We start from the raw sequence: 23,556 nt of genomic DNA on the forward strand, positions 1-23,556 counted from the left end.
CGCCTCCAACTCACCTCTCGAACCCCTAAAAATCGGCAACCCCGCGCAGGTTCCGCACTCGTCCGCATCCAGGAATCTGCGAACCCGCGCGCTTCGCTGGGCGGCGGACTCGACGTACTCCTCGGCGGAGAGACCACGGAAGGACTGCGCTGGCCGGCGTTCGCCGCCTCCCGGGGACGGGTGGGAAGCGGCGCCCTGGAGGAGTCCCTGCCCCAGGTGCACGCGCTGCGGGTGCTGAGCTGGGACCGTGGCGACACCGTCGCCGTCCCGCCCCAGGCGGTCCGCGCGGTCCTCGCCGCGGCACGGCGGCGCGGCGGCGCGGTCGTCGTCGATCTCCCGCGCCGTGTCGACGAGGGGGTCGCCGAGGTCCTCGCGCAGCTGGACCTCGGCATCCTGGTGGTCCCCGGAGAACTGCGGGGGGTCGCGGCCGCGCGGCGGGTGGCGTCCGCGGTCGGCATGGTCCTCGGTGACCTGCGGATCGTGGTGCGGGGGCCGTACCCGCCCGGCATGGACGACCGCGAGGTGGCGCGCCTGCTGGAGCTGCCGCTGGTCGGCGAGGTGCCGTACGAGACACCACCGGAAGACGGTTCGGTACCGCCCGGGGGAGCGGCGCGGGGGCCGCTCGCCCGGTTCTGCTCGGTCTTCTGGGAGCGGGCGCTGGCCGAGGCGGGTGACCCCGTATGAGCACGGGCTGGGGCGCGACGGCAGGTACGGCGGGGCCCGGTGCCCGGGCGGACGCGGGTTCCGGCGGCGCGGAGGGGCCCGGCGAGCGGTCGCGGCTGCTGGACGGAGTGCGGCAGTGGCTGGCCGAGAGCGGGGCCGAGCCAACCCCCGCGCGCGTGGCGCAGGCGCTGCGGGAGCAGGGGCGGGTGCTCGGGGATGCGGAAGTGCTCGGCGCTGCCCGGCAGCTGCGGTCCGAACTGGTCGGCAGCGGCCCTCTGGAACCGTTGCTCGCGGACCCGTCCGTGACTGACGTCCTGGTGTCCGCGCCGGACCGGGTGTGGGTGGACCGGGGGACCGGACTGGAGTTGACGCAGGTGTCCTTCCCGGACGCGGCGGCCGTACGCCGTCTCGCGCAGAGGCTGGCGGCCGTGGCCGGGCGGCGGCTTGACGACGCCCGACCGTGGGTGGACGCCCGCATGCCGGACGGCACCCGTCTGCACGCGGTGCTGCCGCCGGTCGCGGTCGGCTCGACATGCCTGTCCCTGCGGGTCGTGCGGCCCCGGGCCTTCACCCTGGACGAACTCGTGGCGGCGGGCACGGTGCCGCCGGACGGGGACCGGCTGCTGCGGGCGCTGATCGCCTCCCGGCTCTCCTACGTGATCAGCGGCGGAACCGGTTCGGGCAAGACCACGCTGCTGAGCGCGCTCCTGGGCGTGGTGGGGCCGACCGAGCGGATCGTGCTCGCCGAGGACTCGGCCGAGCTGCGCCCGGACCACCCGCATGTGGTGCGCCTGGAGGGCCGGCCAGCGAACCAGGAGGGGGTGGGGCTCGTCGAGCTCCAGGACCTGGTGCGGCAGGCACTGCGGATGAGACCCGACCGGCTCGTCGTCGGCGAGGTGCGCGGCCCCGAGGTGGTGTCCCTGCTGGCCGCGCTGAACACGGGCCATGAGGGCGGCTGCGGCACGCTCCACGCGAACGCGGCGGCCCAGGTGCCCGCCCGGCTGGAAGCGCTCGGTACGGCTGCGGGTCTGGACCGGGCCGCGCTGCACAGCCAGCTGGCGGCCGCGCTGTCGGTGGTCCTGCACCTCGTGCGCGACCGGACCGGGCGGCGCCGGATCGCGGAGGTGCATGTGCTGGAGCGGGCCGCGTCGGGGCTCGTGGTGACGGTGCCCGCCCTGCGGTGGGGACCGGAGGCCTTCGTGCGCGAGCGGGGGTGGGAGCGGCTGCGGGAGCTGCTCCGCGGCGGAAGCGAGGGGAGTGAGGTGGAGGTGCTGTGAGCGCAGTCGGTCGGGTGGCGGTCGATGGGACGGGGCTCGGGCAGATGACGGCTGGGGGTGTGCCGGGGTCCGGTCATCTGGCGGTCGGCGTGGCCCTGGTGTGTGCCGGGACGGCGGCCTGGATGGTGAGCGGCTCGAACACGGCGGCCCGCCGTGCCCGGTTGCTGTTCGCGGGCGGTGGCGCCGCGGCGCGGGGCGGGCCGCCGCCCTGGGAGCGGTTCGTGCTGCGGGTGCGGCGGTTGCCGGTGGAGTGGTGGTCGGTGGCCGTGGGCGCGGTGATCGCGCTGCTCGGGACGTCTCTCCTGCCCCTGGCGGCCGGAGCCGTCGGTGTACCGGTGGTTCGGCGGGTGCGTCGGGCGCGCGAGGCGGCGCGGGCACGGGAAGCGCGTGGCGAGGCGGTGATCGCGCTGTGCGGGGCGCTCGCCGGGGAGGTGCGGGCCGGGCGCCAGCCGGGCGAGGCCCTGCTGCGGGCGGCTCGTGACTCCGGCGGGCTCGGCGAGGCCCAGGCGGCGGTGCTGGCGGCTGCGCGGTTCGGCGGGGACGTCCCGGGTTCGCTCGCGGACGCGGCACGGCAGCCGGGGGCCGACGGGTTGTCCGGGCTGGCCGCGTGCTGGCGGGTGGCCGTGGACCGGGGTGCGGGACTGGCGGCCGGGCTGGACCGGCTGGAAGCGGCGCTGCGCGCCGAGCGCGACCAACGCGCCGATCTGCGGGCGCAGTTGGCGGGCGCTCGATCGACGGCGGTCCTGCTCGCCGGGCTGCCGGTCCTCGGACTGCTGCTGGGCACCGCGCTCGGCGCCCACCCGCTGCACGTGCTGCTGCACACCGGGGCGGGGCTGGCGTGTCTGGTGGTCGGTGGCGTGCTGGAGGGGGCCGGGCTGTGGTGGGCGCTGCGGATCGTGCGAGGGGCGGAGGCGGCGTGAGTGCGAGCGTTGTCCACAGGCTGGGGATGCTGTGCGCGGTGCTGGCGCTGTGGTGGCCGACGCGCACGCTCATCGTCGCGCGGCGGACGCGGAGGGTGCGGCGGCGGGTGGCCGCCGTTCTGGCGGGGGCGGGTGCGGCAAGACAGCGGTCACGCGAACGTGTGCCCGGTGGGGTGCGACGGACCGAGGTGCGGGACGCCGTGCGGCGCTGGCTGCCGGTCACCGGGGCGCTGTGTGCCGGCTGGGTCGTGATCGGAGGGTTCGCCGGGCTGGGGGTCGGACTGGTCACCGGGATCGGCGTGGCGCGGTGGCGGGCGCGGCAGCAGCGTGACCGTCGCACGGAGGAGTACGACCCGGCCGTGGCCGCCCGTCAGCTGCCGCTGGCCGCCGACCTGCTCGCGGCGTGCATCGCGGCGGGCGCGAGCCCGGTGTCGGCCGCTCAGGCGGTGGGCGAGGCCTTGGCGGGACCGGTCGGTGAGCGGCTGGCGCGGGGCGCGGCCGAGGTGCGGCTCGGGGGCGAACCGGCCGATGCGTGGCGACGGCTCGCCGCGCTCCCGGGCGCCGCAGCTCTGGTGCGGCTCCTTGAACGGGCGGGCGATTCCGGGGCCCCGGCGGCCGCACCGGTCGGGCGCCTCGCGGCTCAGGCGCGGGCCGAGTGGGCCCGAGGAGCGACGGCACGGGCGCGCCGCGCGGGCGTCCTGGTCACCGCCCCGGTGGGGCTGTGCTTCCTGCCCGCGTTCATCGCGGTCGGGGTGCTGCCCGTCGTGATCGGGCTGGCGGGAGGGCTGCTGGGAGGGGGTGGGAGATGACGGGGCACGGCATGTGGTGACGGGTGACGAACCGGACAGAGGGTCCGGAAGACGGCCACGGCCGGACAGCAAACAACCGGACAAACAGCTGTTCAAATAACAAAGCACAACGAGAACCTCACGGGGGTTGATATGAGCAAGGTGGTACGAGTACGAGCCCGGGTGCGTGCGCTGGTGCGCCGGCTGAGGGCGGCGGGGCGCGGGGACGCGGGGATGGTCACCTCCGAGTACGCGGTGGGGATCATCGCCGCGGTGGCCTTCGCGGCGCTCCTCTACAAGGTGCTGACGAGCGGACAGGTCAGTGCGGAACTGCAGGCGATCGTGAAACGGGCGCTCAGTGTCCGGATGTGACGGCGTGCGAGCGCACCGGGGACCGGGCCGTGCCCGGGACCATGGCTTCGTGACGGCGGAGACCGCGGTCGTGCTGCCCGCCCTGGTGCTCTTCGCGATGGCCCTCGTGTGGGCCCTGTTGGCCGCGTCCGCGCAGATCCGGTGCGTGGACGCGGCCCGCGCGGGGGCCCGGGCGGCGGCCCGGCAGGAGCCGCCGGGTGTGGTGCGGGACATGGCCCGGCAGGCGGCTCCGGACGGCGCGAGGATCACGGTGAGCCGACAGGGCGATCTGGTACGCGTGCTGGTCGTGGCCCATCCCCCCGGCCCGGATGTGTTCCCTCTCGAACTGCGACACGAGGCGGTGGCGTTGGCGGAGGAGACGGTGGGGGTGAAGCAGTGAGGGGATGTGAACGCGGCGCATTCCGAAGGCGCTTGGACGCCCTCAAGGCCCGTGTGATGGTGGCGCGTTCGGATCGCGGCTCCGCCACCGTCTGGGTCGTGTGCCTGCTCGGTGCGATGTGTGCCGTGTTCGGCGTCCTGCTGGCCCAGGGCGAGGTCGTGCTGGCCCGGCACCGTGCGGCCGGTGCGGCCGACCTCGCCGCACTGGCGGCCGCGGATCACTGGACGGACGGAGGCGGCAAGGCGTGCGCCACGGCGGGGCGGGTCGCCCGGGCCCAGGGAAGCAGGCTCGTGCGGTGCGCCCTCGTGGGGGCGGTCTCCGACGTCACGGCGGCGTCGGCCGCGGGGCCGTTCACCACCGAGGTCAGGGCGAGGGCGGGGCCGCCGGAGCCGAGGGCGCCGGAGCCGCCGGACCGCTCGCCGCCTCCTCGGGCGCCCCGCGCAGCAGCACCGTGAGGAGGCGTACGGCTCCCCTCTTGTGCAGCGGGTCGTTGCCGTTGCCGCACTTGGGGGACTGGATGCAGGACGGACAGCCCGCCTCGCACTCGCAGGACGCGATGGCCTGGTGGGTGGCGGAGAGCCAGGCGCGGGCCGTGTGGAAGGCGCGCTCGGCGAAGCCCGCGCCGCCCGGGTGGCCGTCGTACACGAAGACCGTGGGCAGGAGCGTGTCCGGGTGCAGTGGCACGGAGACGCCTCCGATGTCCCAGCGGTCGCAGGTGGCGAAGAGCGGAAGCATGCCGATCGAGGCGTGTTCGGCCGCGTGCAGCGCGCCACCGAGGATCTCCGGGCCGATGCGGGCCTCGTCCAGCTGGTCCTCGGTGACGGTCCACCACACGGCGCGGGTGCGCAACGTCCGAGGAGGGAGGTCGAGTTTCGTCTCGCCCAGCACCTCACCGGTGATCAGACGCCGACGCAGAAAGGAGACGACCTGGTTGGTGACCTCGACGGAGCCGTAGCACAACCGGCCCTCACCCCAGGGGATTTCGACGTCCGTCTCCAGGACGGAGATGGAGGTGGTGTCGCGGGCGACCGTCGTGTACGGCGGGTTGGCCTCCTCGACCAGGGCGACGGAGTCCTCCAGGTCGAGGGAGCGCACCAGGTACGTACGGCCCTGGTGCAGGTGGACCGCGCCCTCGTGGACCGTCGTGTGGGCGGCGCCCGCGTCGACCGTGCCGAGCAGTCGCCCGGTGCCGGCCTCGACGACCTGGACCGGGCGCCCGCCCGCCCCGCGGATGTCCGTGAGGTCGGCGGCCCGCTCCCGGCGCGTCCAGTGCCACGCCTTCGTGCGGCGGCGCAGCAGCTTCGCGGCCTCCAGCTGCGGCAGCACGTCGTCGCACGCGGGACCGAACAGCTCCAGGTCCTCCTCCGTCAGCGGCAGTTCGGCCGCCGCCGCGCACAGGTGCGGGGCGAGGACGTAGGGGTTGTCCGGGTCGAGGACCGTGGACTCGACCGGCTGGTCGAACAGGGCCTCGGGGTGGTGGACGAGGAACGTGTCCAGCGGGTCGTCACGGGCGACCAGCACTGCGAGGGCGCCCTGCCCGGCGCGGCCCGCGCGGCCCGCCTGCTGCCACAGCGAGGCACGGGTCCCCGGGTACCCGGCGATCAGCACGGCGTCGAGCCCGGACACGTCCACGCCGAGCTCCAGGGCCGTCGTCGCGGCGAGGCCGATGAGTTCGCCGGAGTGCAGGGCCCGCTCCAGGGCGCGGCGCTCCTCGGGAAGGTAGCCGCCGCGGTAGGCGGCCACGCGGCGGGCCAGGGAGCGGTCGACCTCGGCCAGACGTTCCTGGGCGATCACCGAGATCAGCTCGGCGCCGCGGCGGGAGCGGATGAAGGCGACCGAGCGCACGCCCTGCACGGTCAGATCGGTCAGCAGGTCGGCGGTCTCGGCGGTGGCCGTGCGGCGGACGGGCGCGCCCCGCTCGCCGTGCAGCTCGGTGAGCGGCGGCTCCCACAGGGCGAAGACCAGCTCGCCGCGCGGGGAGGCGTCGTCCGCGACCTCGACGACCGGCAGGCCGGTGAGGCGGCGGGCGGCCACCGAGGGCTCGGCGGCGGTCGCGGAGGCCAGCAGGAAGACGGGGGCGGAGCCGTAGCGGGCGCACAGGCGGCGCAGCCGGCGCAGGACCTGGGCGACGTGGGAGCCGAAGACACCTCGGTAAGTGTGGCACTCGTCGATGACGACGTACTTCAGGGCGCGCAGGAAGGAGGACCAGCGCGGATGGGAGGGCAATATGCCGCGATGCAGCATGTCCGGGTTGGTGAGGACGTAGTTGGCGTACTGGCGTACCCATTCACGTTCCTCGGGCGGTGTGTCGCCGTCGTAGACGGCGGCCCGGATCGCCGTGCCGAGAGGCTGTGAAAGTTCCTTCACCGATCGGCACTGATCCGCCGCGAGGGCCTTGGTGGGGGCCAGGTAGAGGGCGGTGGCGCCCCGGCCGTTCGGGGCCTCGGCGCCGTCCAGCAGCCGGGACAGCACCGGCACCAGATAGGCGAGCGACTTGCCCGAGGCCGTGCCCGTGGCGACGACCACCGAGTCGCCGTCCAGGGCGTGCTCGGCGGCGAGCGCCTGGTGGGCCCAGGGGTGCTCGATGCCCGCGCGGCGCACGGCGGCGACGACCTCGGCACGGATCCGGTCCGGCCAGACGGCATGGCGGCCCTCTCGCGGGGGCAAGTGCTCCGTATGAGTGATGCGCGCAGCCCGGCTCGGGCCCGAGGCGAGCCGGTCCAGGACCGTGCCAGGCGCAAGGCGGGACACGGGGCCCGTCGTGGGTCGATCGGATCGGTGATTCTTGGCCATCGGCACCGAGTGTGTCACTGGCGTGACGGACAATGGGTCCAAGGCGTCGTGCACGCCTGCCGGTAAGTGATTGAATGCCATCGCGGCTGGCGAACCGTCCCGGGGGCTGAAGCCGAGGTGCCCGAGGGGCGACCGCTCGATAGCAAGGTGCTGGAGGATCCGTGGACCTGTCCCTGTCGACCCGTACCGTCGGCGATCGTACGGTCGTCGAGGTCGGTGGCGAAATCGACGTATATACCGCGCCCAAGCTGCGCGAGCAGCTGGTCGAGCTGGTGAACGACGGGAATTTCCACCTCGTCGTCGACATGGAGGGCGTGGACTTCCTCGACTCCACCGGGCTCGGCGTGCTGGTGGGCGGCTTGAAGCGCGTTCGGGCCCATGAGGGCTCCCTGCGCCTGGTGTGCAACCAGGAGCGCATTCTCAAGATCTTCCGCATCACCGGCCTCACCAAGGTGTTCCCGATTCACACCTCGGTCGAGGAAGCGGTGGCGGCCACCGACTGACCCCGCTTCCGGGCCGTGGGGCCCGGACGGAAGAAGCAAGAGCGGGGGGTTCGGGCCAGTACGGCCCGGCCCCCCGACCGCACGCCCGAAGTTTCTGAGGGGGATGCATGGCCACCGTTGAACTCCGCTTCAGCGCGCTGCCCGAACACGTCAGGACCGCCCGGCTCGTGGCGGCGGCGGTGGCGCGTCGGGCCGGAGTGGAGGAGGCCGCACTCGACGAGGTCAGGCTCGCCGTCGGGGAGGCCTGCACCCGCGCCGTCGGACTGCACCAGAGCAACGGGATCTCGGCGCCGGTGCGGGTGGTGCTGACCGAGGAGGAGAAACAGTTCTCCATCGAGGTCGGCGACGAGGCACCGCACATCGTGCCCGGTGACGAGCCGGCGGGCGTCGGTGTCGTCGAGACGGAGGCGGAGGCCGAGGAGGACGAGATGGGCCTCGCGGTGATCAGCGGCCTCGTCGACGACGTGGAGGTCACCACCGGGGAGAACGGCGGACTGATCAGGATGAGCTGGCCGACCACACCGCCCGGCGCCGCTCCCACCAGCCCGCCCGGCGCCGCTCAGTTCCCGGCCTGACGACACATCTCTCCCTCAAGCCCCAACGGTTTTCGTAAGAAGGGTCCTGCCTGTGCAGGGCCCTTCTCTTTGTAAAGTCGTATGGTAATTCGTGAACGCCTTCACGTGAATATCTTCACGATCAATCAGGCGATAATTCGATCAAGAGAATTTGATCAAGAGTCTTCTGCGTCAATGGTTTTGAAGCGTTACCACTTTCGGGTTCTGTGGCTGATGTGCGATCTTTTGCTGAAGAGCAAGTGACGTCTCATTCGGTTTACCGCGCACTGTTTTGATCAGGTTCCGGTACCTACAATCCGTCCACATCTTGAGCTCAGCCCAAGCGTCAAGGAGGACGAATGGCGGGGCTTTCTACCCCTCAACAGTTTGACCACCCCACAGCCCTCGCGGCCGCGGTCCTGACCCATGACAACCGCATGATCGTGGTGGTCATCGCGGCCGTCGCGCTCGCGGCCCTCGTGGTGGCCGGGATTCTGGTGCGCGAGGTCCTCGCGGCCGGCGAGGGCACCGACAGCATGAAGAAGATCGCAGCCGCGGTCCAGGAAGGCGCGAACGCCTATCTGGCCCGGCAGTTGCGCACGCTCGGCGTATTCGCCGTCGTCGTCTTCTTCCTGCTCATGCTGCTGCCCGCGGACGACTGGAATCAGCGCGCCGGACGGTCGGTGTTCTTCCTGATCGGTGCGGCGTTCTCGGCGGCCACCGGCTATATCGGTATGTGGCTCGCCGTGCGCAGCAATGTCCGCGTCGCCGCTGCGGCGCGCGAGGCGACCCCGGCGGAGGGTGAACCACAAAAGGATCTCACCGCCGTCTCGCACCGGGCGATGAAGATCGCTTTCCGCACCGGCGGTGTCGTCGGCATGTTCACGGTGGGGCTCGGTCTGCTGGGCGCCTCCTGTGTGGTGCTGGTCTACGCGGCGAACGCGCCGAAGGTCCTCGAGGGCTTCGGTCTGGGCGCGGCGCTGATCGCCATGTTCATGCGTGTCGGCGGCGGCATCTTCACCAAGGCCGCCGACGTCGGCGCCGACCTGGTCGGCAAGGTCGAGCAGGGCATTCCGGAGGACGATCCGCGCAATGCCGCGACCATCGCCGACAACGTGGGCGACAACGTCGGCGACTGCGCGGGGATGGCTGCCGACCTCTTCGAGTCGTACGCCGTCACGCTCGTCGCCGCGCTGATCCTGGGCAAGGCCGCGTTCGGCGACTCGGGGCTGGCGTTCCCGCTGATCGTGCCCGCGATCGGGGTCGTGACCGCGATGATCGGCATCTTCGCGGTGGCGCCGCGCCGGGCCGACCGCAGCGGCATGTCCGCGATCAACCGGGGATTCTTCATCTCCGCGGTGATCTCCCTGGCGCTGGTCACGGCGGCCGTCTTCGCCTATCTGCCGTCGTCGTACGCCGGCCTCAAGGGCGTCACCGACGCGGCGATCCGCGCCAAGAGCGGCGATCCGCGGATCCTCGCGCTCGTCGCGGTCGCCATCGGCATCCTGCTCGCCGCCCTGATCCAGCAGCTGACCGGCTACTTCACCGAGACCAGCCGCCGTCCCGTGCGGGACATCGGCAAGACCTCGCTGACCGGCCCGGCCACCGTCGTCCTCGCCGGTATCTCCGTCGGTCTGGAATCGGCCGTGTACACGGCGCTGCTGATCGGCCTCGGTGTCTACGGGGCGTTCCTGCTCGGCGGTACGTCGATCATGCTCGCGCTGTTCGCGGTGGCGCTGGCCGGCACGGGCCTGCTCACCACGGTCGGCGTGATCGTCGCCATGGACACCTTCGGCCCGGTCTCCGACAACGCACAGGGCATCGCCGAGATGTCCGGCGACGTCCAGGGCTCGGGCGCGCAGGTGCTCACCGACCTGGACGCCGTCGGCAACACCACCAAGGCGATCACCAAGGGCATCGCCATCGCCACCGCGGTCCTGGCGGCCTCGGCGCTGTTCGGCTCGTACCGCGACGCGATCACCACGGCCGCGCAGGACGTGGGTGAGAAGGTCGGCGACGGCGGGCCGATGAGCCTGGTGATGGACATCTCCCAGCCCAACAACCTGGTCGGCCTCATCGCCGGCGCGGCAGTCGTCTTCCTCTTCTCGGGGCTGGCGATCAACGCGGTGTCGCGGGCGGCCGGTGCGGTGGTCTTCGAGGTGCGGCGGCAGTTCCGCGAACGGCCCGGGATCATGAACTACACGGAGAAACCCGAGTACGGCAAGGTCGTCGACATCTGCACCAAGGACGCCCTCCGGGAGCTGGCCACGCCCGGCCTGCTCGCCGTCATGGCGCCCATCGCTCTCGGGTTCACGTTCGGCGTCGGAGCGCTCGGCGCGTACCTCGCCGGCGCGATCGGCACCGGCACGCTGATGGCGGTCTTCCTGGCCAACTCCGGCGGAGCCTGGGACAACGCCAAGAAGCTCGTCGAGGACGGCCACCACGGCGGCAAGGGAAGCGAGGCGCACGCCGCGACGGTGATCGGCGACACGGTCGGCGACCCGTTCAAGGACACCGCGGGCCCGGCGATCAACCCGCTGCTCAAGGTCATGAACCTGGTGTCGCTGCTGATCGCGCCCGCGGTCATCAAGTTCTCCTATGGCAGCGACAAGAACATCGGCGTGCGGATCGCCATCGCGGTGCTCTCGCTCGTCGTGATCGTGCTCGCGGTGTACGTGTCCAAGCGGCGCGGGATCGCCGTGGGTGACGAAGACAACGCGGAGAAGGTGTCCAAGCCCGCCGATCCGGCGGTGGTGTCGTAGCCCGGCTCCACGGCACCCGCTCTTACGCCTGGTCACATACGGGCACATGGGCGGGCGTACGGCGCTCATCGAGAGGCCGTACGCCCGCCCTTGTCCGTGTCTGGGGCCCTCCCGTGAGCCTTCTCTCGCGTGGTGCAAAAGGCTGCAAAAGCGCCTGGAGGGGATATTCAGCCCGCGGGCGTCGCCCGGTCGGCGTGTATGTTCCGGGCCGAGAGAGCCATGGAAGGGACCAATCCGGTGAACAAGAAGCTCGCGGCCACAGTGTCCGGCGGTGCGGTACTGGTACTGGCGCTGTCGGCCTGCACCAGCGCAGGCAAGAGCCAGACCGACGACAAGCTGGCCTCCTGGGCCAAGCAGGTCTGCGACGCCGTGCCGGCCCAGAACGCGAAGATCAAGGCCGCCAACGACGCGATCACAAAGGCGGCCTCGGACACCACGAACCCGCCGCAGACCATCCAGAAGACCGACTCCCAGGCCTTCCAGGACATGTCCGACGGCTACAAGGCGCTTGCGACCGCCCTGAACAACGCCGGAGCGCCCCCTGGCGTCGACGGCGGTGCACAGCGGCAGCAGGACGCCGTCAAGACCCTCAACAGCCTCTCCGCGTCCTACGCCGACCTGAAGAAGAAGGTGGACGCGCTCAACACCAAGGACCAGGGCAAGTTCGCGTCCGGGCTGCACGACATCGCGGCCCAGATGACGGAGCTGGAGAAGCAGAACCAGAGCGGGACCGCGGCGCTGAAGAACCTTGAGCAGGGTGACGTGAAGAAGGCGATCGCCGACCAGGCGAGCTGCAAGAAGGCGGCGGCCACGGCCTCGGCGACCGCGGGCTGAGTCCGCCGGCACGTCACAATGGGGGCGTGAGTACCCGCAGTCGCACCCTGCCCTCCCTGGACCGCACCGATGTCACCGCACGGTTGCGGGACGCCCTGCTCGGCGCCTCCTTCACCGCCGATGGGCTGCTCGACCTGCTCGGAGCGCCCGCGTACGCGGCGCTCGCGCGGAGCGAGACCGTGCCCGCACTCCGGGCGACGCGCGGGGACACGCCGCTGGAGACGCTCGTACGGCTGTTCCTGCTGCAACAGCCCGTGCCGCACGCGCGCGTGGCCGGCGTCCTGCCCCTGGAGGCGTGCCTGGAGGCCGGCTGGCTGGTGCGCACCGGCGGGGACGAGGTCGCCGCGACCGTGGACGTGCGGCCGTACGGCGGACCGGACGGCGAGGACTGGTTCATCGTCTCCGACCTCGGGTGCGCCGTCGGCGGGGCGGGAGGCATCGGCAGCCGGGACGAGAGCGTCGTCCTCGGGGTCGGCGGCGCCTCCACCACCCTCGCCGGCATCACCGTACGGACCCCCGTCGGCTCCGCCCTCGACCTCGGCACCGGCTCCGGGATCCAGGCGCTGCACGCGGCCCGGCACGCCACGCGCGTGACCGCGACCGACGTCAATCCGCGCGCCCTGCACATCGCCGCGCTCACCCTCGCGCTGTCCGGCGCCCCGGCCGCCGACCTGCGTCGGGGATCGCTCTTCGAGCCGGTCCGGGACGACGAGACGTTCGACCTGATCGTCTCGAACCCGCCCTTCGTGATCTCCCCCGGCGCCCGGCTCACCTACCGCGACGGCGGAATGGGCGGGGACGATCTGTGCCGCACGCTGGTTCAGCGCTCGGGGGAGCGGCTGAACGCGGGCGGGTTCGCGCAGTTCCTCGCCAACTGGCAGCACGTGGAGGGGGAGGACTGGCAGGACAGGCTCAGGTCGTGGGTGCCGCGCGGCTGCGACGCGTGGATCGTGCAGCGTGAGGTGCAGGACGTCACGCAGTACGCCGAGCTGTGGCTCAGGGACGCCGGGGACCACCGCGGCGATACGGCCGAGTACCAGGCGCGGTACGACGCGTGGCTGGACGAGTTCGAGGCGCGCAAGGTGCAGGCGGTCGGATTCGGCTGGATCGCGCTGCGCAGGAGCGACGCGGCCGAGCCCTCGATCACGGTCGAGGAGTGGCCGCATCCGGTCGAACAGCCGCTCGGAGACACGGTGCGCGCGCACTTCGACCGCGTCGACTACCTGCGGGCGCACGACGACGCGGCCCTGCTCGCCGGGCACTTCAGGCTCGCCGCCGAGGTGGTCCAGGAGCAGGTCGGGCTGCCCGGCGCCGAGGACCCGGAGCACGTGGTGCTGCGCCAGAACCGAGGGATGCGCCGCGCCACCAAGGTGGACACGGTCGGCGCGGGCTTCGCGGGCGTCTGCGACGGCACGCTGAGCGCGGGGCGGATCCTGGACGCCATCGCGCAGCTGGTCGGCGAGGACCCCGTGCTGCTGCGCGACCGCACGCCCGCGCAGATCCGGCTGCTGGTCGAACAGGGGTTCCTGGAGCCCGCGCGCTGACGGCTCACGGCTGATGGCTGACGGGGGCGTAGGGGCGGCAGGGCGGCGAGGGCGGCGCCGAGACCGCACCATCAAGTTCGCGTCGAGTTCGTTCCGGCCACCGGCCCCCGCCCGCACGCTGTCGAGCCGGGGGCGCACACGGCGTGCGGGGGCGGATCGTCCGCCGCACGTTCACCTCAGGTTCGCGTGTCGGCTTCCCCGGCGTGTCAGCCTCCCGTCGCCTGGGCGGGGCGGCGGCAGGATGCCGGTCCCGCCGTGCGGGAGGGAAACGACATGGAGAGCGCACCGGCGATCATCACGGGGGCGGTGTTCGTCCTGTTCGGCGGCGGTCTGCTGACCTGGACCGCGACTCGGTTGTACCGTGGTGAGCCGGTAACGGACGGTGTGAGCCGTATCGCATCCGCCGCGCTCGCCGGCCTCGCCGCAGTGGCCGCGCTCACGGCCGGCACATGGTGCTTCTTCCGCCTCTGACATCACTGTTCCCGGTCACCGGGCGACCTGAGCCGAAGTAACTGGGAGATCACCCTCCGGACAGGCCCGAAAAGGCCGCTGAGTACTCCGGGCGGCAGGAATGCCGGTAGTCGGGTTACCGTTCGAGTGGCCGTTGTGGGCTTTTCCCGTTTGACACGGGGGCGGGATGTACCGTCACACTCCGCAGCGTCACCAGAGAGTCAGAAAGCGACCTCACCCCGGGATCAAGGCCTGGGGAGGCCCCAGCGTCGACCGGAGAGAAGAGCGAAGTTGTCCCCGACCAGCGAGACCGCACAGGGCGGCCGCCGACTCGTCATCGTCGAGTCGCCTGCCAAGGCGAAGACGATCAAGGGCTATCTCGGCCCGGGCTACACCGTCGAGGCGAGCGTCGGGCACATCCGCGACCTTCCGAACGGCGCCGCGGAGGTGCCCGAGAAGTACACCGGCGAGGTGCGCCGCCTCGGCGTCGACGTCGAACACGACTTCCAGCCGATCTACGTCGTCAACGCCGACAAGAAGGCGCAGGTCAAAAAGCTCAAGGACCTGCTGCGTGAATCCGACGAACTCTTCCTCGCCACCGATGAGGACCGTGAGGGCGAGGCCATCGCGTGGCACCTCCAGGAGGTGCTGAAGCCCAAGGTTCCGGTCAAGCGGATGGTGTTCCACGAGATCACCAAGGACGCCATCCAGCAGGCCGTGCGCAATCCTCGCGAGCTGAACCAGAAGCTCGTCGACGCCCAGGAGACGCGCCGCATCCTCGACCGCCTCTACGGCTACGAGGTCTCGCCGGTGCTGTGGAAGAAGGTCATGCCGCGCCTGTCGGCCGGCCGTGTCCAGTCCGTCGCCACCCGGCTCGTGGTCGAGCGGGAGCGCGAGCGCATCGCGTTCCGTTCCGCCGAGTACTGGGACCTGACGGGCACCTTCGCGACCGGCCGCGCGGGAGACCTCTCGGACCCCTCGTCGCTGGTCGCCCGCCTGCAGAGCGTCGACGGCAGGAGGGTCGCACAGGGGCGCGACTTCGACTCCCTGGGACAACTCAAGAGCGACCAGGTCCTGCACCTCGACGAGGCGAACGCCCGCGCCCTCGCCGCCGCCCTGGAGAACACCCGCTTCTCGGTCAGGTCCGTCGAGTCCAAGCCGTACCGCCGCTCGCCGTACGCTCCGTTCCGTACGACGACGCTGCAGCAGGAGGCGAGCCGCAAGCTCGGCTTCGGCGCGAAGGCCACCATGCAGATCGCGCAGAAGCTGTACGAGAACGGCTACATCACGTACATGCGTACGGACTCCACGACGCTGAGCGACACGGCGATCGCCGCCGCTCGTGCCCAGGTCACGCATCTGTACGGCGCCGAGTACCTGCCCGACGCGCCGCGTACCTACGCCGCCAAGGTCAAGAACGCGCAGGAGGCGCACGAGGCGATCCGGCCCTCGGGTGATCGTTTCCGCACCCCGGCGGAGACCGGACTGACCGGCGACCAGTTCAAGCTCTACGAACTGATCTGGAAGCGGACCGTCGCCTCCCAGATGAAGGACGCGACCGGCAACTCGGTCACGGTCCGGATCGGTGGCACCGCCGCCGACGGCCGGGACGCCGAGTTCACCGCCTCCGGCAAGACGATCACCTTCCACGGCTTCCTCAAGGCCTACGTGGAGGGCGCCGACGACCCGAACGCCGAGCTCGACGACCGCGAGCGCCGGCTGCCGCAGGTCGCCGAGGGCGACGCGCTGAGCGCCGAGGAGATCACCGCCGACGGCCACGCGACCAAGGCCCCGGCCCGCTACACCGAGGCGTCGCTGGTCAAGGAGCTCGAAGAGCGCGAGATCGGCCGCCCGTCGACGTACGCGTCGATCATCGGCACGATCCTGGACCGCGGCTACGTGTTCAAGAAGGGCACGGCCCTCGTGCCGTCCTTCCTGTCCTTCGCCGTGGTAAACCTCCTGGAGAAGCACTTCGGTCGGCTCGTCGACTACGACTTCACCGCCAAGATGGAGGACGACCTCGACCGCATCGCGCGCGGTGAGGCGCAGGCCGTGCCGTGGTTGAAGCGGTTCTACTTCGGCGAGACGGCAGCCGACGGCGGCTTCGCCGCGGGCGCCAACGGCACCGCGGCCGACGCGGGCAACGGCGACGGGGACCACCTCGGCGGCCTCAAGGAGCTGGTGACCGACCTGGGCGCGATCGACGCGCGCGAGGTGTCGTCGTTCCCCGTCGGCAACGACATCGTGCTGCGGGTCGGCCGCTACGGCCCGTACATCGAGCGCGGCGAGAAGGACACCGAGCAGCACCAGCGCGCCGACATCCCGGCCGATCTCGCCCCCGACGAGCTGACCGCCGAGCTGGCGGAGGAACTGCTGGCCAAGCCGAGCGGCGAGCGCCCGCTGGGCACGGACCCGGAGACGGGCCGCCCGATCGTCGCCAAGGACGGCCGCTACGGCCCGTACGTCACGGAGATCCTCCCCGAGGGCACCCCGAAGACCGGCAAGAACGCGATCAAGCCGCGCACCGCCTCGCTGTTCAAGTCGATGTCCCTGGACACAGTGACCCTCGACGACGCGCTGAGGCTGATGTCCCTGCCGCGTGTGGTGGGCACCGACGCCGACGGGCAGGAGATCACCGCGCAGAACGGCCGCTACGGCCCGTACCTGAAGAAGGGCACGGACTCGCGCTCGCTGCAGTCCGAGGACCAGATCTTCACGATCACGCTGGAGGAGGCCCAGGCGATCTACGCCCAGCCCAAGCAGCGTGGCCGGGCGGCCGCCAAGCCGCCGCTGAAGGAGCTGGGCGAGGACCCGGTCAGCGGGAAGCCGGTCGTCGTCAAGGACGGCCGCTTCGGCCCGTACGTCACCGACGGCGAGACCAACGCGACCCTGCGCTCCGGCGACAGCGTGGAGACGATCACCCCGGAGCGCGGCTTCGAGCTGCTCGCGGAGAAGCGTGCCAAGGCGCCCGCGAAGAAGACGGCGAAGAAGGCCGCCGCCAAGAAGGCACCGGCCAAGAAGGCGACGTCGACCGCGGCGAAGAAGACGGCGGCCAAGACCGCTGCGAAGACGACGGCGAAGAAGACGACGGCGAAGAAGACGGCGGCGAAGAAGACGGCGGCCAAGAAGACCGCTGCCGCCAAGACGGCGGCGTCGAGGAGCACCGCGGAGGACTGACGCGGCCAAGGACCGGGCCCGAAGGGGCACCGGTTCCTCACACCGCCTTCGCGAAACGCACGGTCCGGCATCAGTTCGGTGTCGGGCCGTGCGTACGTCATCAGTGGCCGCGCCGGGCTGTCGGTGGCTGCCGATAGTCTGAATGCATGACGCGAGCCGAGCAGCCAACGGCCCCCCAAGCAGCCCCAGACGACGCCCTGGTCGCAGATTCCCGCGAGCGCGCCGTCCGCGCCCTGCTGCGCGAGCCGCAGCTCAAGCGGCTGTGGAGTGCCCAGCTCGTGGGCGGCATCGGGGACTCCCTCGCCGTGCTCGTCCTGGTCCTGCTCGTCCTCCAGGCAGCCATCGCCCAGGGCTCGTTCGGCCCCGGCTACCGGGGTGTGGCGTTCGCGATCGCGACCGTCTTCGGCGCGCGGGTTCTCTCCACCGTGCTCTTCGGGGCCGTCCTCCTCGGCCCGCTCAGCGCGCTGACGTCCAAGGAGGGCCCGCTCGACCGCCGCTGGACCATGGTCGGCGCGGACGGGCTGAGGGCCGCGCTGCTGATCGTCGCCCCCCTCTGGATCGACTGGACCCCGGGCAGCGCGCTCGCGCTCCTGCTCGTCACCGCCTTCGTCACCGGCGTCGCCGAGCGCTTCTGGACGGTGTGCCGGCAGAGCGCGGCACCCGCCCTGCTGCCCGCGCCGCCCCTGGAGGGCGCGACGGTGCGTCCGCTGCCCGACCACATGGACGCCCTGCGCCGTCTGTCGCTGCGGACGGGATTCGTGGCGGTGCCGCTGGCCGCCGCCGGGCTCGTCGTGGTGGCGCTGGTGAACAACCTGCTGGGCGCGGGCATCGCCTGGTTCGCCCAGCACCAGGCGGCCCTCGCGTCGTACGTGGCGGCCGGGCTGTTCGCCGCCTCCCTGTCGGTGGCCACCTCGCTCGAGCTGCCCGACACCCGCACCCCCCGCGCGCGGTCCCCGCTGGAGGGCCTGCGCCGCCCCCGGACGGACGCGGGCGTCGAGAAGGGCCGCACAGGCGCGCTCCCGCTCCTGGTGCCGGCCTGCGCCGCCGTCGCCGGGACGGTCGCGGCCGCCGTCGCCGTCGCCGTGCTGCAGGCCAAGGACCTGGGCGGCGGCCCGGTGCTGTACGGCCTGCTGGTCCTGGCGCTGACCGGCGGCACGGTCGTCGGCATCCGCACGGCGCCCCATGTGCTGCCGTCGCTGTCGCGGCGCCGGCTGTTCGCGCTGGCGATCGCCTTCACCGGGGTGGCGCTGCTCGCCGCCGGTCTCGACCCGGACGTGACCAGCGTGCTGCTGATCGCGCTGCTCGCGGGTATCGGCGCGGGTGTGGCCGCGAACACCGGGCACGCGCTGCTCGACCAGGAGGTCGAGGAGTACCGCCGGGCGCGGACGACCGAGCATCTGCACGCGGTCGTCCGGGTGTGCGTCGCGCTGTGCGCGCTCGTGGCGCCGCTGGTGGCGGGGGCCATCGGGCCGCACCGGATGGAGAACGGCAGGTTCGTGTTCGCGCACGGCGGCGCCGCCTTCACGCTGATGCTGGTCGGCGCGCTGTTGCTGCCCGTGGCGGCGCTGGTGCTCGCCAAGGTCGACGACCGCTCCGGAGTACCGCTGCGGCAGGACCTGCTCGATGCGCTGCGCGGCGGCGACGATCCGGAGCACGTCCCCGCGGCGAACGGGTTCTTCATCGCCCTGGAGGGCGGCGACGGCGCCGGGAAGTCCACCCAGGCCGAGGCGCTCGCCGAGTGGATCCGCGCCAAGGGCCACGAGGTGGTGCTGACCCGTGAGCCGGGCGCCACCCCGGTCGGCAAGCGGTTGCGGTCGATCCTGCTGGACGTCTCCAGCGCCGGTCTGTCGCACCGCGCGGAGGCGCTGCTGTACGCGGCGGACCGCGCGGAACACGTGGACACGGTCGTGCGTCCGGCCCTGGAGCGGGGCGCCGTCGTGATCTCGGACCGGTACATCGACTCGTCCGTGGCCTACCAGGGCGCGGGCCGTGACCTGTCCCCGACCGAGATCGCCCGTATCAACCGCTGGGCGACCGACGGCCTCGTACCGCACCTCACGGTCCTGCTGGACGTCGCTCCGGAGACCGCGCGGGAGCGGTTCACCGAGGCACCGGACCGGCTGGAGTCGGAGCCGGCCGAGTTCCACGCCCGCGTGCGGTCCGGTTTCCTCACCCTGGCCGCCGCCGACCCCGCGCGGTATCTGGTCGTCGACGCCGGACAGGAGTCCGAGGCGGTCACGACCGTGATCCGGGCCCGGCTCGACCAGATGCTGCCGCTGTCCGAGGCCGAGCTGAAGGCGCAGGAGGAGGCGCGCCGCAAGGCCGAGGAGGAGGCCCGGCGCAAGGCCGAGGAAGAGGCGGCACGCAAGGCCGAGGAGGAGCGGCTCGAGCGGGAGCGCCAGGAGCAGCTGGCCAAGCTGCGCGCCGAGGAGGAGGAGCGCAAGCGGCGCGAGTTGGAGGAGGCGCAGCGCCGCGAGGCCGAGCGGCAGGCGGAGGAGGCCCGGCGGCGGGCCGAGGAAGCCCGTCGGCGCGCCGAGGAGGAGAAGGCACGGCTGCTGGCCGAGGAGAAGGCCCGGGCCGAGGAGGAGGCGCGGCGCAGGGCCGAGGAGGAACGGCGGCGCCGGCAGGCCGAGGAGGAGGCCCGGCTGCGGGCGGAGGCCGAGGAGCGCCGACTGGAGAAGCAGCGGAAGGCCGAGGAGGCGCTGCTGCGGGCCGAGGAGGCGCGCAGGGCCGCTGCGGAGGCGGCGGCCTCCGCAGCGGCGGCGGCATCGGCCGCCTCGGCCGCATCGTCCCCGCCGGCCACGGAGGTCGCCGGATCCGGTGCGCCCGCGCGGGGTACGTCGCCGGACAACGAGACGACGGTCCCCACACCGCTGGTGACGCCGACGAACGCGTCGGGCGGGCCGGTGGACGAGACCGCCGTCCTGCCGCCGGTGCGGTCGCGCGACGCGGACGCCGAGACCACGGCGGAGCTGCCGGCGCCGCACGAGCCGCAGGGAGCGGCCGACGAGACGGCGGTGCTGCCCCCGGTGGTGCCGGGAGCGGCCGACGAGACGGCCGTCCTGCCGCCCGTACGGGACGAGGGTGCCGGTGATCCGGTGGACAGGGTGCCGCCCGGCTTCTTCCGGGACGAGCGCCCGGCACCGCGACCGGACGGCGCCGAGGAGCGTACGCGCGAGCTGCCGCAGCTGGACGCCGACGGCCGCCCCCGCCGCCCGCGCCCGGACTGGGCGGAGGAGACGCCGCTGGACGACCTCCCGACCCTGGCGGACGAACTGCTCGGCCCCCGGGAGGACGAGGACTGGGACGACGACCGGGACGGACGGGGCGGGCGGGGACGCGGCAGGCGCCGCTGAGCGGACCTGCGCCGGCTGTCCGGCCCGCCGCCGTTGTCAGTGGTGACCCGCACAATGGAGCGCGGTAGGGCGCGGTACGACGGAAGGGCGGTGTCCCCGTGAGCGTGTGGGACGACCTGGTGGGCCAGGAGAAGGTGTGCGAGCAGCTCGCTGCGGCTGCCCGGGACGCCGACGCCCTGGTCACCGCGGCCGCCGCGGACACCCCGCCGCCCGAGGCGTCCAAGATGACGCACGCCTGGCTGTTCACGGGGCCGCCGGGGGCCGGACGTACGCAGGCGGCGCGGGCCTTCGCCGCGGCCCTGCAGTGCGTGAGCCCCGACCGCGCACTCGGCGGAGCCCCCGGTTGCGGCTTCTGCGACGGCTGCCACACCGCCCTGATCGGCACCCATGCGGACGTCACCACGGTCGCCGCCGTGGGCACGCAGATCCTCGCCGACGACATGCGCGACACCGTCCGCAAGTCGTTCACCTCGCCGGCGAACGGCCGCTGGCAGGTGATCCTCGTCGAGGACGCCGAGCGGCTGAACGAGAAGTCGGCCAACGCGGTACTGAAGGCGGTGGAGGAGCCCGCCCCCCGCACGGTGTGGCTGCTGTGCGCGCCGTCCCTGGAGGACGTCCTGCCGACGATCCGCTCCCGCTGCCGTCACCTGAACCTGCGCACACCCTCCGTGGAGGCGGTCGCGGACATGCTCATGCGGCGCGACGGCATCGAGCCGGAGATCGCCGCCGCCGCCGCCCGCGCCACCCAGGGCCACGTCGACCGTGCCCGCAGGCTGGCCACGGACGAGCAGGCCCGCGCCCGCCGCGCCGCCGTCCTGAAGCTCCCGCTGCGGCTCGACGACATCGGCGGCTGCCTCCGAGCCGCCCAGGAGCTGGTCGACGCGGCCACGGAGGACTCCAAGCAGCTCGCCGAGGAGATCGACGCCAAGGAGACCGAGGAGCTGAAGGCCGCGCTCGGCGCGGCGCAGGGCGGCCGGATGCCGCGCGGCACCGCGGGCGTCATCAAGGAGCTGGAGGACAAGCAGAAGCGCCGTAGAACGCGCACCCAGCGGGACAGCCTGGACCAGGCCCTCACCGACCTCACGGGCTTCTACCGTGACGTCCTCGCCCTCCAGCTCGGCTCCCGCGTCGCCCTCGCCAACACGGACGCGGAGGACGCCCTGGAGCGGCTGGCCCGCGGCAGCACGCCCGAGGCCACCCTCCGCCGCATCGAGGCGATCGCCGCGTGCCGGGACGCCCTGGACCGCAATGTGGCCCCGCTGCTGGCGGTGGAGGCGATGACGATGGCGCTCAGAGCGGGATGAGCAACGAAGCGGGGTGAGGAGCGAAGCGGGGTGAGGAGCGAAGCGGGATGAGCAACGAAGCGGGATGAGTAACTAAGCAAGGTGAGGAGCGAAGCGGCGCACACCTGGGGCGCGCCCTTTCCCCCTTCGGTGGCTGGGCTCGACGGTCGATTGACGATGTCACTCGTAAGAGGCGCCCGAGTCGCTGACAGGCATCAATTCGTTGCGCACGGTTACGCTCACGAAATGCACACCAGGCGCATTCCCGGACCGTCCCGCCTTCTGCACCCCCTCCGCCGTCCCCGAGCCTCCCGTCGTTCTCTCCCCACGACTCGCATGACCCGCATGACACGGACGGGCGGCACACTGCTCGCCGCCGCCGCGCTGCTCGTCTCGGCCTGCTCCACCGGCGGCTCGACGACGGCGACCGCGCAGGCGGCCCTGGCCGCGCTGCCCGGGTCGACCCCGTCGGCGCTGGCCCCGTACTACACCCAGCGGCTGAGCTGGCACGGCTGCGGCGTCGCCGGCTTCCAGTGCGCCACCATGAAGGCGCCGCGCGACTACGCCGACCCGGGCGCGGGCGACGTACGGCTCGCCGTGGCCCGTAAGAGGGCCACCGGCCAGGGCAAGCCCCTCGGCTCGCTGCTCGTCAACCCGGGCGGGCCGGGCGGCTCGGCGATCGGCTATCTGGAACAGTACGCGGGCGTCGGCTACCCGGCGGAGATCCGCGCCCGCTACGACCTGGTGGCCGTCGACCCGCGCGGCGTGGCCCACAGCGAACCGGTGGAATGCCTCGACGGCCCCCAGATGGACGCGTTCACGCAGACCGACATCACTCCCGACGACCAGAAGGAGACGCGCCGCCTGGTCGACGCGTACAAGCGTTTCGCGGAGGGCTGCGGGCGGCGCTCGGCGGCCCTGCTGCGCCATGTCTCGACGGTCGAGGCCGCCCGTGACATGGACATCCTGCGCGGAGCGCTGGGCGACCGGAGGCTGGCCTACGTGGGGGCGTCGTACGGGACGTTCCTCGGGGCGACGTACGCGGGACTGTTCCCCGAGCGGGTGGGCCGGATGGTGCTGGACGGCGCCATGGACCCGTCCCTGTCCGCGCGCCGGCTGAACGAGGAGCAGACGGCGGGGTTCGAGACGGCGTTCCGGTCCTTCGCCAAGGACTGCGTCCGGCGGCCGGACTGCCCGCTGGGCGGCCCGGGCACGCCTCCGGCGAAGGTCGGCGACAAGCTGAAGGCGTTCTTCAAGAAGCTCGACACGTCGCCCATCCCGACGGGCGACGCGGACGGCCGCAGGCTCGGCGAGGCGCTGGCCACGACCGGGGTGATCGCGGCGATGTACGACGAGGCGGCCTGGCCGCGGCTGCGCCAGGCGCTGACCTCGGCGATGAGACGCCGTGACGGCGCCGGGCTGCTCATGCTGTCGGACAGCTACTACGAGCGGGACGCGGACGGCCGGTACTCGAACCTGATGTTCGCGAACGCGGCCGTGAACTGCCTGGACCTGCCGCCCGCGTTCTCGGGCCCGGAGGACGTGGAGAAGGCGCTCCCGGCGTTCGAGAAGGCGTCCCCGGTGTTCGGGCGGGGCCTGGCCTGGACCTCGCTGAGCTGCGCGTACTGGCCGGTGCGCGCGACCGGACGACCGCACCGGATCCAGGCGAAGGGGGCGGCGCCGATCGTGGTGGTCGGCACGATCCGCGACCCGGCGACCCCCTACGGCTGGGCGCGCTCCCTCGCCTCCCAGCTCTCCTCCGCCCGGCTCCTGACCTACGACGGCGACGGCCACACGGCATACGGCCGCGGCAGCAGGTGCGTGGACTCGACGATCGACGCCTACCTGCTGCGCGGCACTCCGCCGGCGAAGGGGAAGCGCTGCCGGTAGGCGTGGGGGCG

Annotated in this window: 18 protein-coding genes; 17 read left to right on the forward strand and 1 reads right to left on the reverse strand. The window is 72.6% G+C overall.

Annotated features, from left to right (window positions below):
• The 7 genes from ssd to ACFYZJ_RS34340 form a co-directional block, all read left to right on the forward strand.
• The coding region (gene ssd / locus ACFYZJ_RS34310) for a septum site-determining protein Ssd (protein WP_388574860.1) at nucleotides 1–684 on the forward strand (684 nt) is incomplete at its 5' end.
• A complete protein-coding gene (locus ACFYZJ_RS34315) occupies nucleotides 681–1,940 on the forward strand; it encodes a TadA family conjugal transfer-associated ATPase (protein WP_388574863.1) in 1,260 nt (419 codons plus the stop codon). The genes ssd and ACFYZJ_RS34315, both read left to right, overlap by 4 nt.
• A gap of 44 nt (nucleotides 1,941–1,984) precedes the next feature.
• The gene (locus tag ACFYZJ_RS34320; RefSeq protein WP_388575084.1) at nucleotides 1,985–2,860 is read left to right on the forward strand and encodes a type II secretion system F family protein; all 876 of its coding nucleotides are present in this window, start codon (nucleotides 1,985–1,987) and stop codon (nucleotides 2,858–2,860) included.
• Nucleotides 2,857–3,669, forward strand: coding sequence for a type II secretion system F family protein (locus ACFYZJ_RS34325; protein ID WP_388574865.1), 813 nt, complete (start codon nucleotides 2,857–2,859; stop codon nucleotides 3,667–3,669). Before ACFYZJ_RS34320 ends, ACFYZJ_RS34325 begins: the two co-directional genes overlap by 4 nt.
• A 132-nt stretch (nucleotides 3,670–3,801) precedes the next feature.
• Complete coding sequence (locus ACFYZJ_RS34330; RefSeq protein ID WP_388574867.1) at nucleotides 3,802–4,020, forward strand: DUF4244 domain-containing protein; 219 nt, start codon at nucleotides 3,802–3,804, stop codon at nucleotides 4,018–4,020.
• A 4-nt stretch (nucleotides 4,021–4,024) separates the two neighbouring features.
• Nucleotides 4,025–4,399, forward strand: coding sequence for a TadE family type IV pilus minor pilin (locus tag ACFYZJ_RS34335; protein WP_388574869.1), 375 nt, complete (start codon nucleotides 4,025–4,027; stop codon nucleotides 4,397–4,399).
• 56 nt (nucleotides 4,400–4,455) lie between these two features.
• A complete protein-coding gene (locus tag ACFYZJ_RS34340; protein WP_388575085.1) occupies nucleotides 4,456–4,854 on the forward strand; it encodes an Rv3654c family TadE-like protein in 399 nt (132 codons plus the stop codon).
• On the opposite strand, the gene ACFYZJ_RS34345 is transcribed toward ACFYZJ_RS34340, so the two are convergent.
• A complete protein-coding gene (locus tag ACFYZJ_RS34345; protein ID WP_388574871.1) occupies nucleotides 4,763–7,273 on the reverse strand; it encodes a DEAD/DEAH box helicase in 2,511 nt (836 codons plus the stop codon). The genes ACFYZJ_RS34340 and ACFYZJ_RS34345 overlap by 92 nt on opposite strands.
• Nucleotides 7,274–7,353: 80 nt before the next feature.
• Between ACFYZJ_RS34345 and bldG the strand changes: the two genes are divergently transcribed.
• The 10 genes from bldG (at nucleotide 7,354) to ACFYZJ_RS34395 (ending at nucleotide 23,545) form a co-directional block, all read left to right on the forward strand.
• Nucleotides 7,354–7,695: an anti-sigma factor antagonist BldG gene (bldG, locus tag ACFYZJ_RS34350; RefSeq protein WP_010986038.1), complete on the forward strand. Its 342-nt coding sequence runs from the start codon at nucleotides 7,354–7,356 to the stop codon at nucleotides 7,693–7,695.
• 107 nt (nucleotides 7,696–7,802) lie between these two features.
• Nucleotides 7,803–8,270 (forward strand): ATP-binding protein, encoded by a 468-nt coding sequence (locus ACFYZJ_RS34355; protein WP_388574874.1) that lies wholly within the window; start codon nucleotides 7,803–7,805, stop codon nucleotides 8,268–8,270.
• Between the two features lie 338 nt (nucleotides 8,271–8,608).
• Nucleotides 8,609–11,011 carry a sodium-translocating pyrophosphatase gene (locus ACFYZJ_RS34360; RefSeq protein WP_388574877.1) on the forward strand — a complete coding sequence of 801 codons (2,403 nt, stop codon included), beginning with the start codon at nucleotides 8,609–8,611 and terminating at the stop codon, nucleotides 11,009–11,011.
• A 219-nt stretch (nucleotides 11,012–11,230) separates the two neighbouring features.
• Nucleotides 11,231–11,845 carry a small secreted protein gene (locus ACFYZJ_RS34365; RefSeq protein ID WP_388574880.1) on the forward strand — a complete coding sequence of 205 codons (615 nt, stop codon included), beginning with the start codon at nucleotides 11,231–11,233 and terminating at the stop codon, nucleotides 11,843–11,845.
• Between the two features lie 26 nt (nucleotides 11,846–11,871).
• Nucleotides 11,872–13,389, forward strand: a complete 1,518-nt coding sequence (locus ACFYZJ_RS34370; RefSeq protein WP_388574882.1) for a methyltransferase — start codon at nucleotides 11,872–11,874, stop codon at nucleotides 13,387–13,389.
• Between the two features lie 273 nt (nucleotides 13,390–13,662).
• Complete coding sequence (locus tag ACFYZJ_RS34375; protein ID WP_388574884.1) at nucleotides 13,663–13,860, forward strand: hypothetical protein; 198 nt, start codon at nucleotides 13,663–13,665, stop codon at nucleotides 13,858–13,860.
• Between the two features lie 270 nt (nucleotides 13,861–14,130).
• Nucleotides 14,131–17,016, forward strand: a complete 2,886-nt coding sequence (gene topA / locus ACFYZJ_RS34380; protein WP_388574887.1) for a type I DNA topoisomerase — start codon at nucleotides 14,131–14,133, stop codon at nucleotides 17,014–17,016.
• Between the two features lie 146 nt (nucleotides 17,017–17,162).
• Entirely contained in the window at nucleotides 17,163–20,372 is a 3,210-nt protein-coding gene (gene tmk, locus ACFYZJ_RS34385) for a dTMP kinase (RefSeq protein WP_388574890.1), read from the forward strand.
• A gap of 98 nt (nucleotides 20,373–20,470) precedes the next feature.
• Nucleotides 20,471–21,676: a DNA polymerase III subunit delta' gene (locus ACFYZJ_RS34390; protein ID WP_388574893.1), complete on the forward strand. Its 1,206-nt coding sequence runs from the start codon at nucleotides 20,471–20,473 to the stop codon at nucleotides 21,674–21,676.
• Nucleotides 21,677–21,901: 225 nt separating this feature from the next.
• Nucleotides 21,902–23,545, forward strand: coding sequence for an alpha/beta hydrolase (locus ACFYZJ_RS34395; protein WP_388574896.1), 1,644 nt, complete (start codon nucleotides 21,902–21,904; stop codon nucleotides 23,543–23,545).
• Nucleotides 23,546–23,556 lie beyond the last annotated feature (11 nt).

It is taken from the genome of Streptomyces sp. NPDC001848 (assembly GCF_042891915.1).
Lineage (GTDB): Bacteria > Actinomycetota > Actinomycetes > Streptomycetales > Streptomycetaceae > Streptomyces.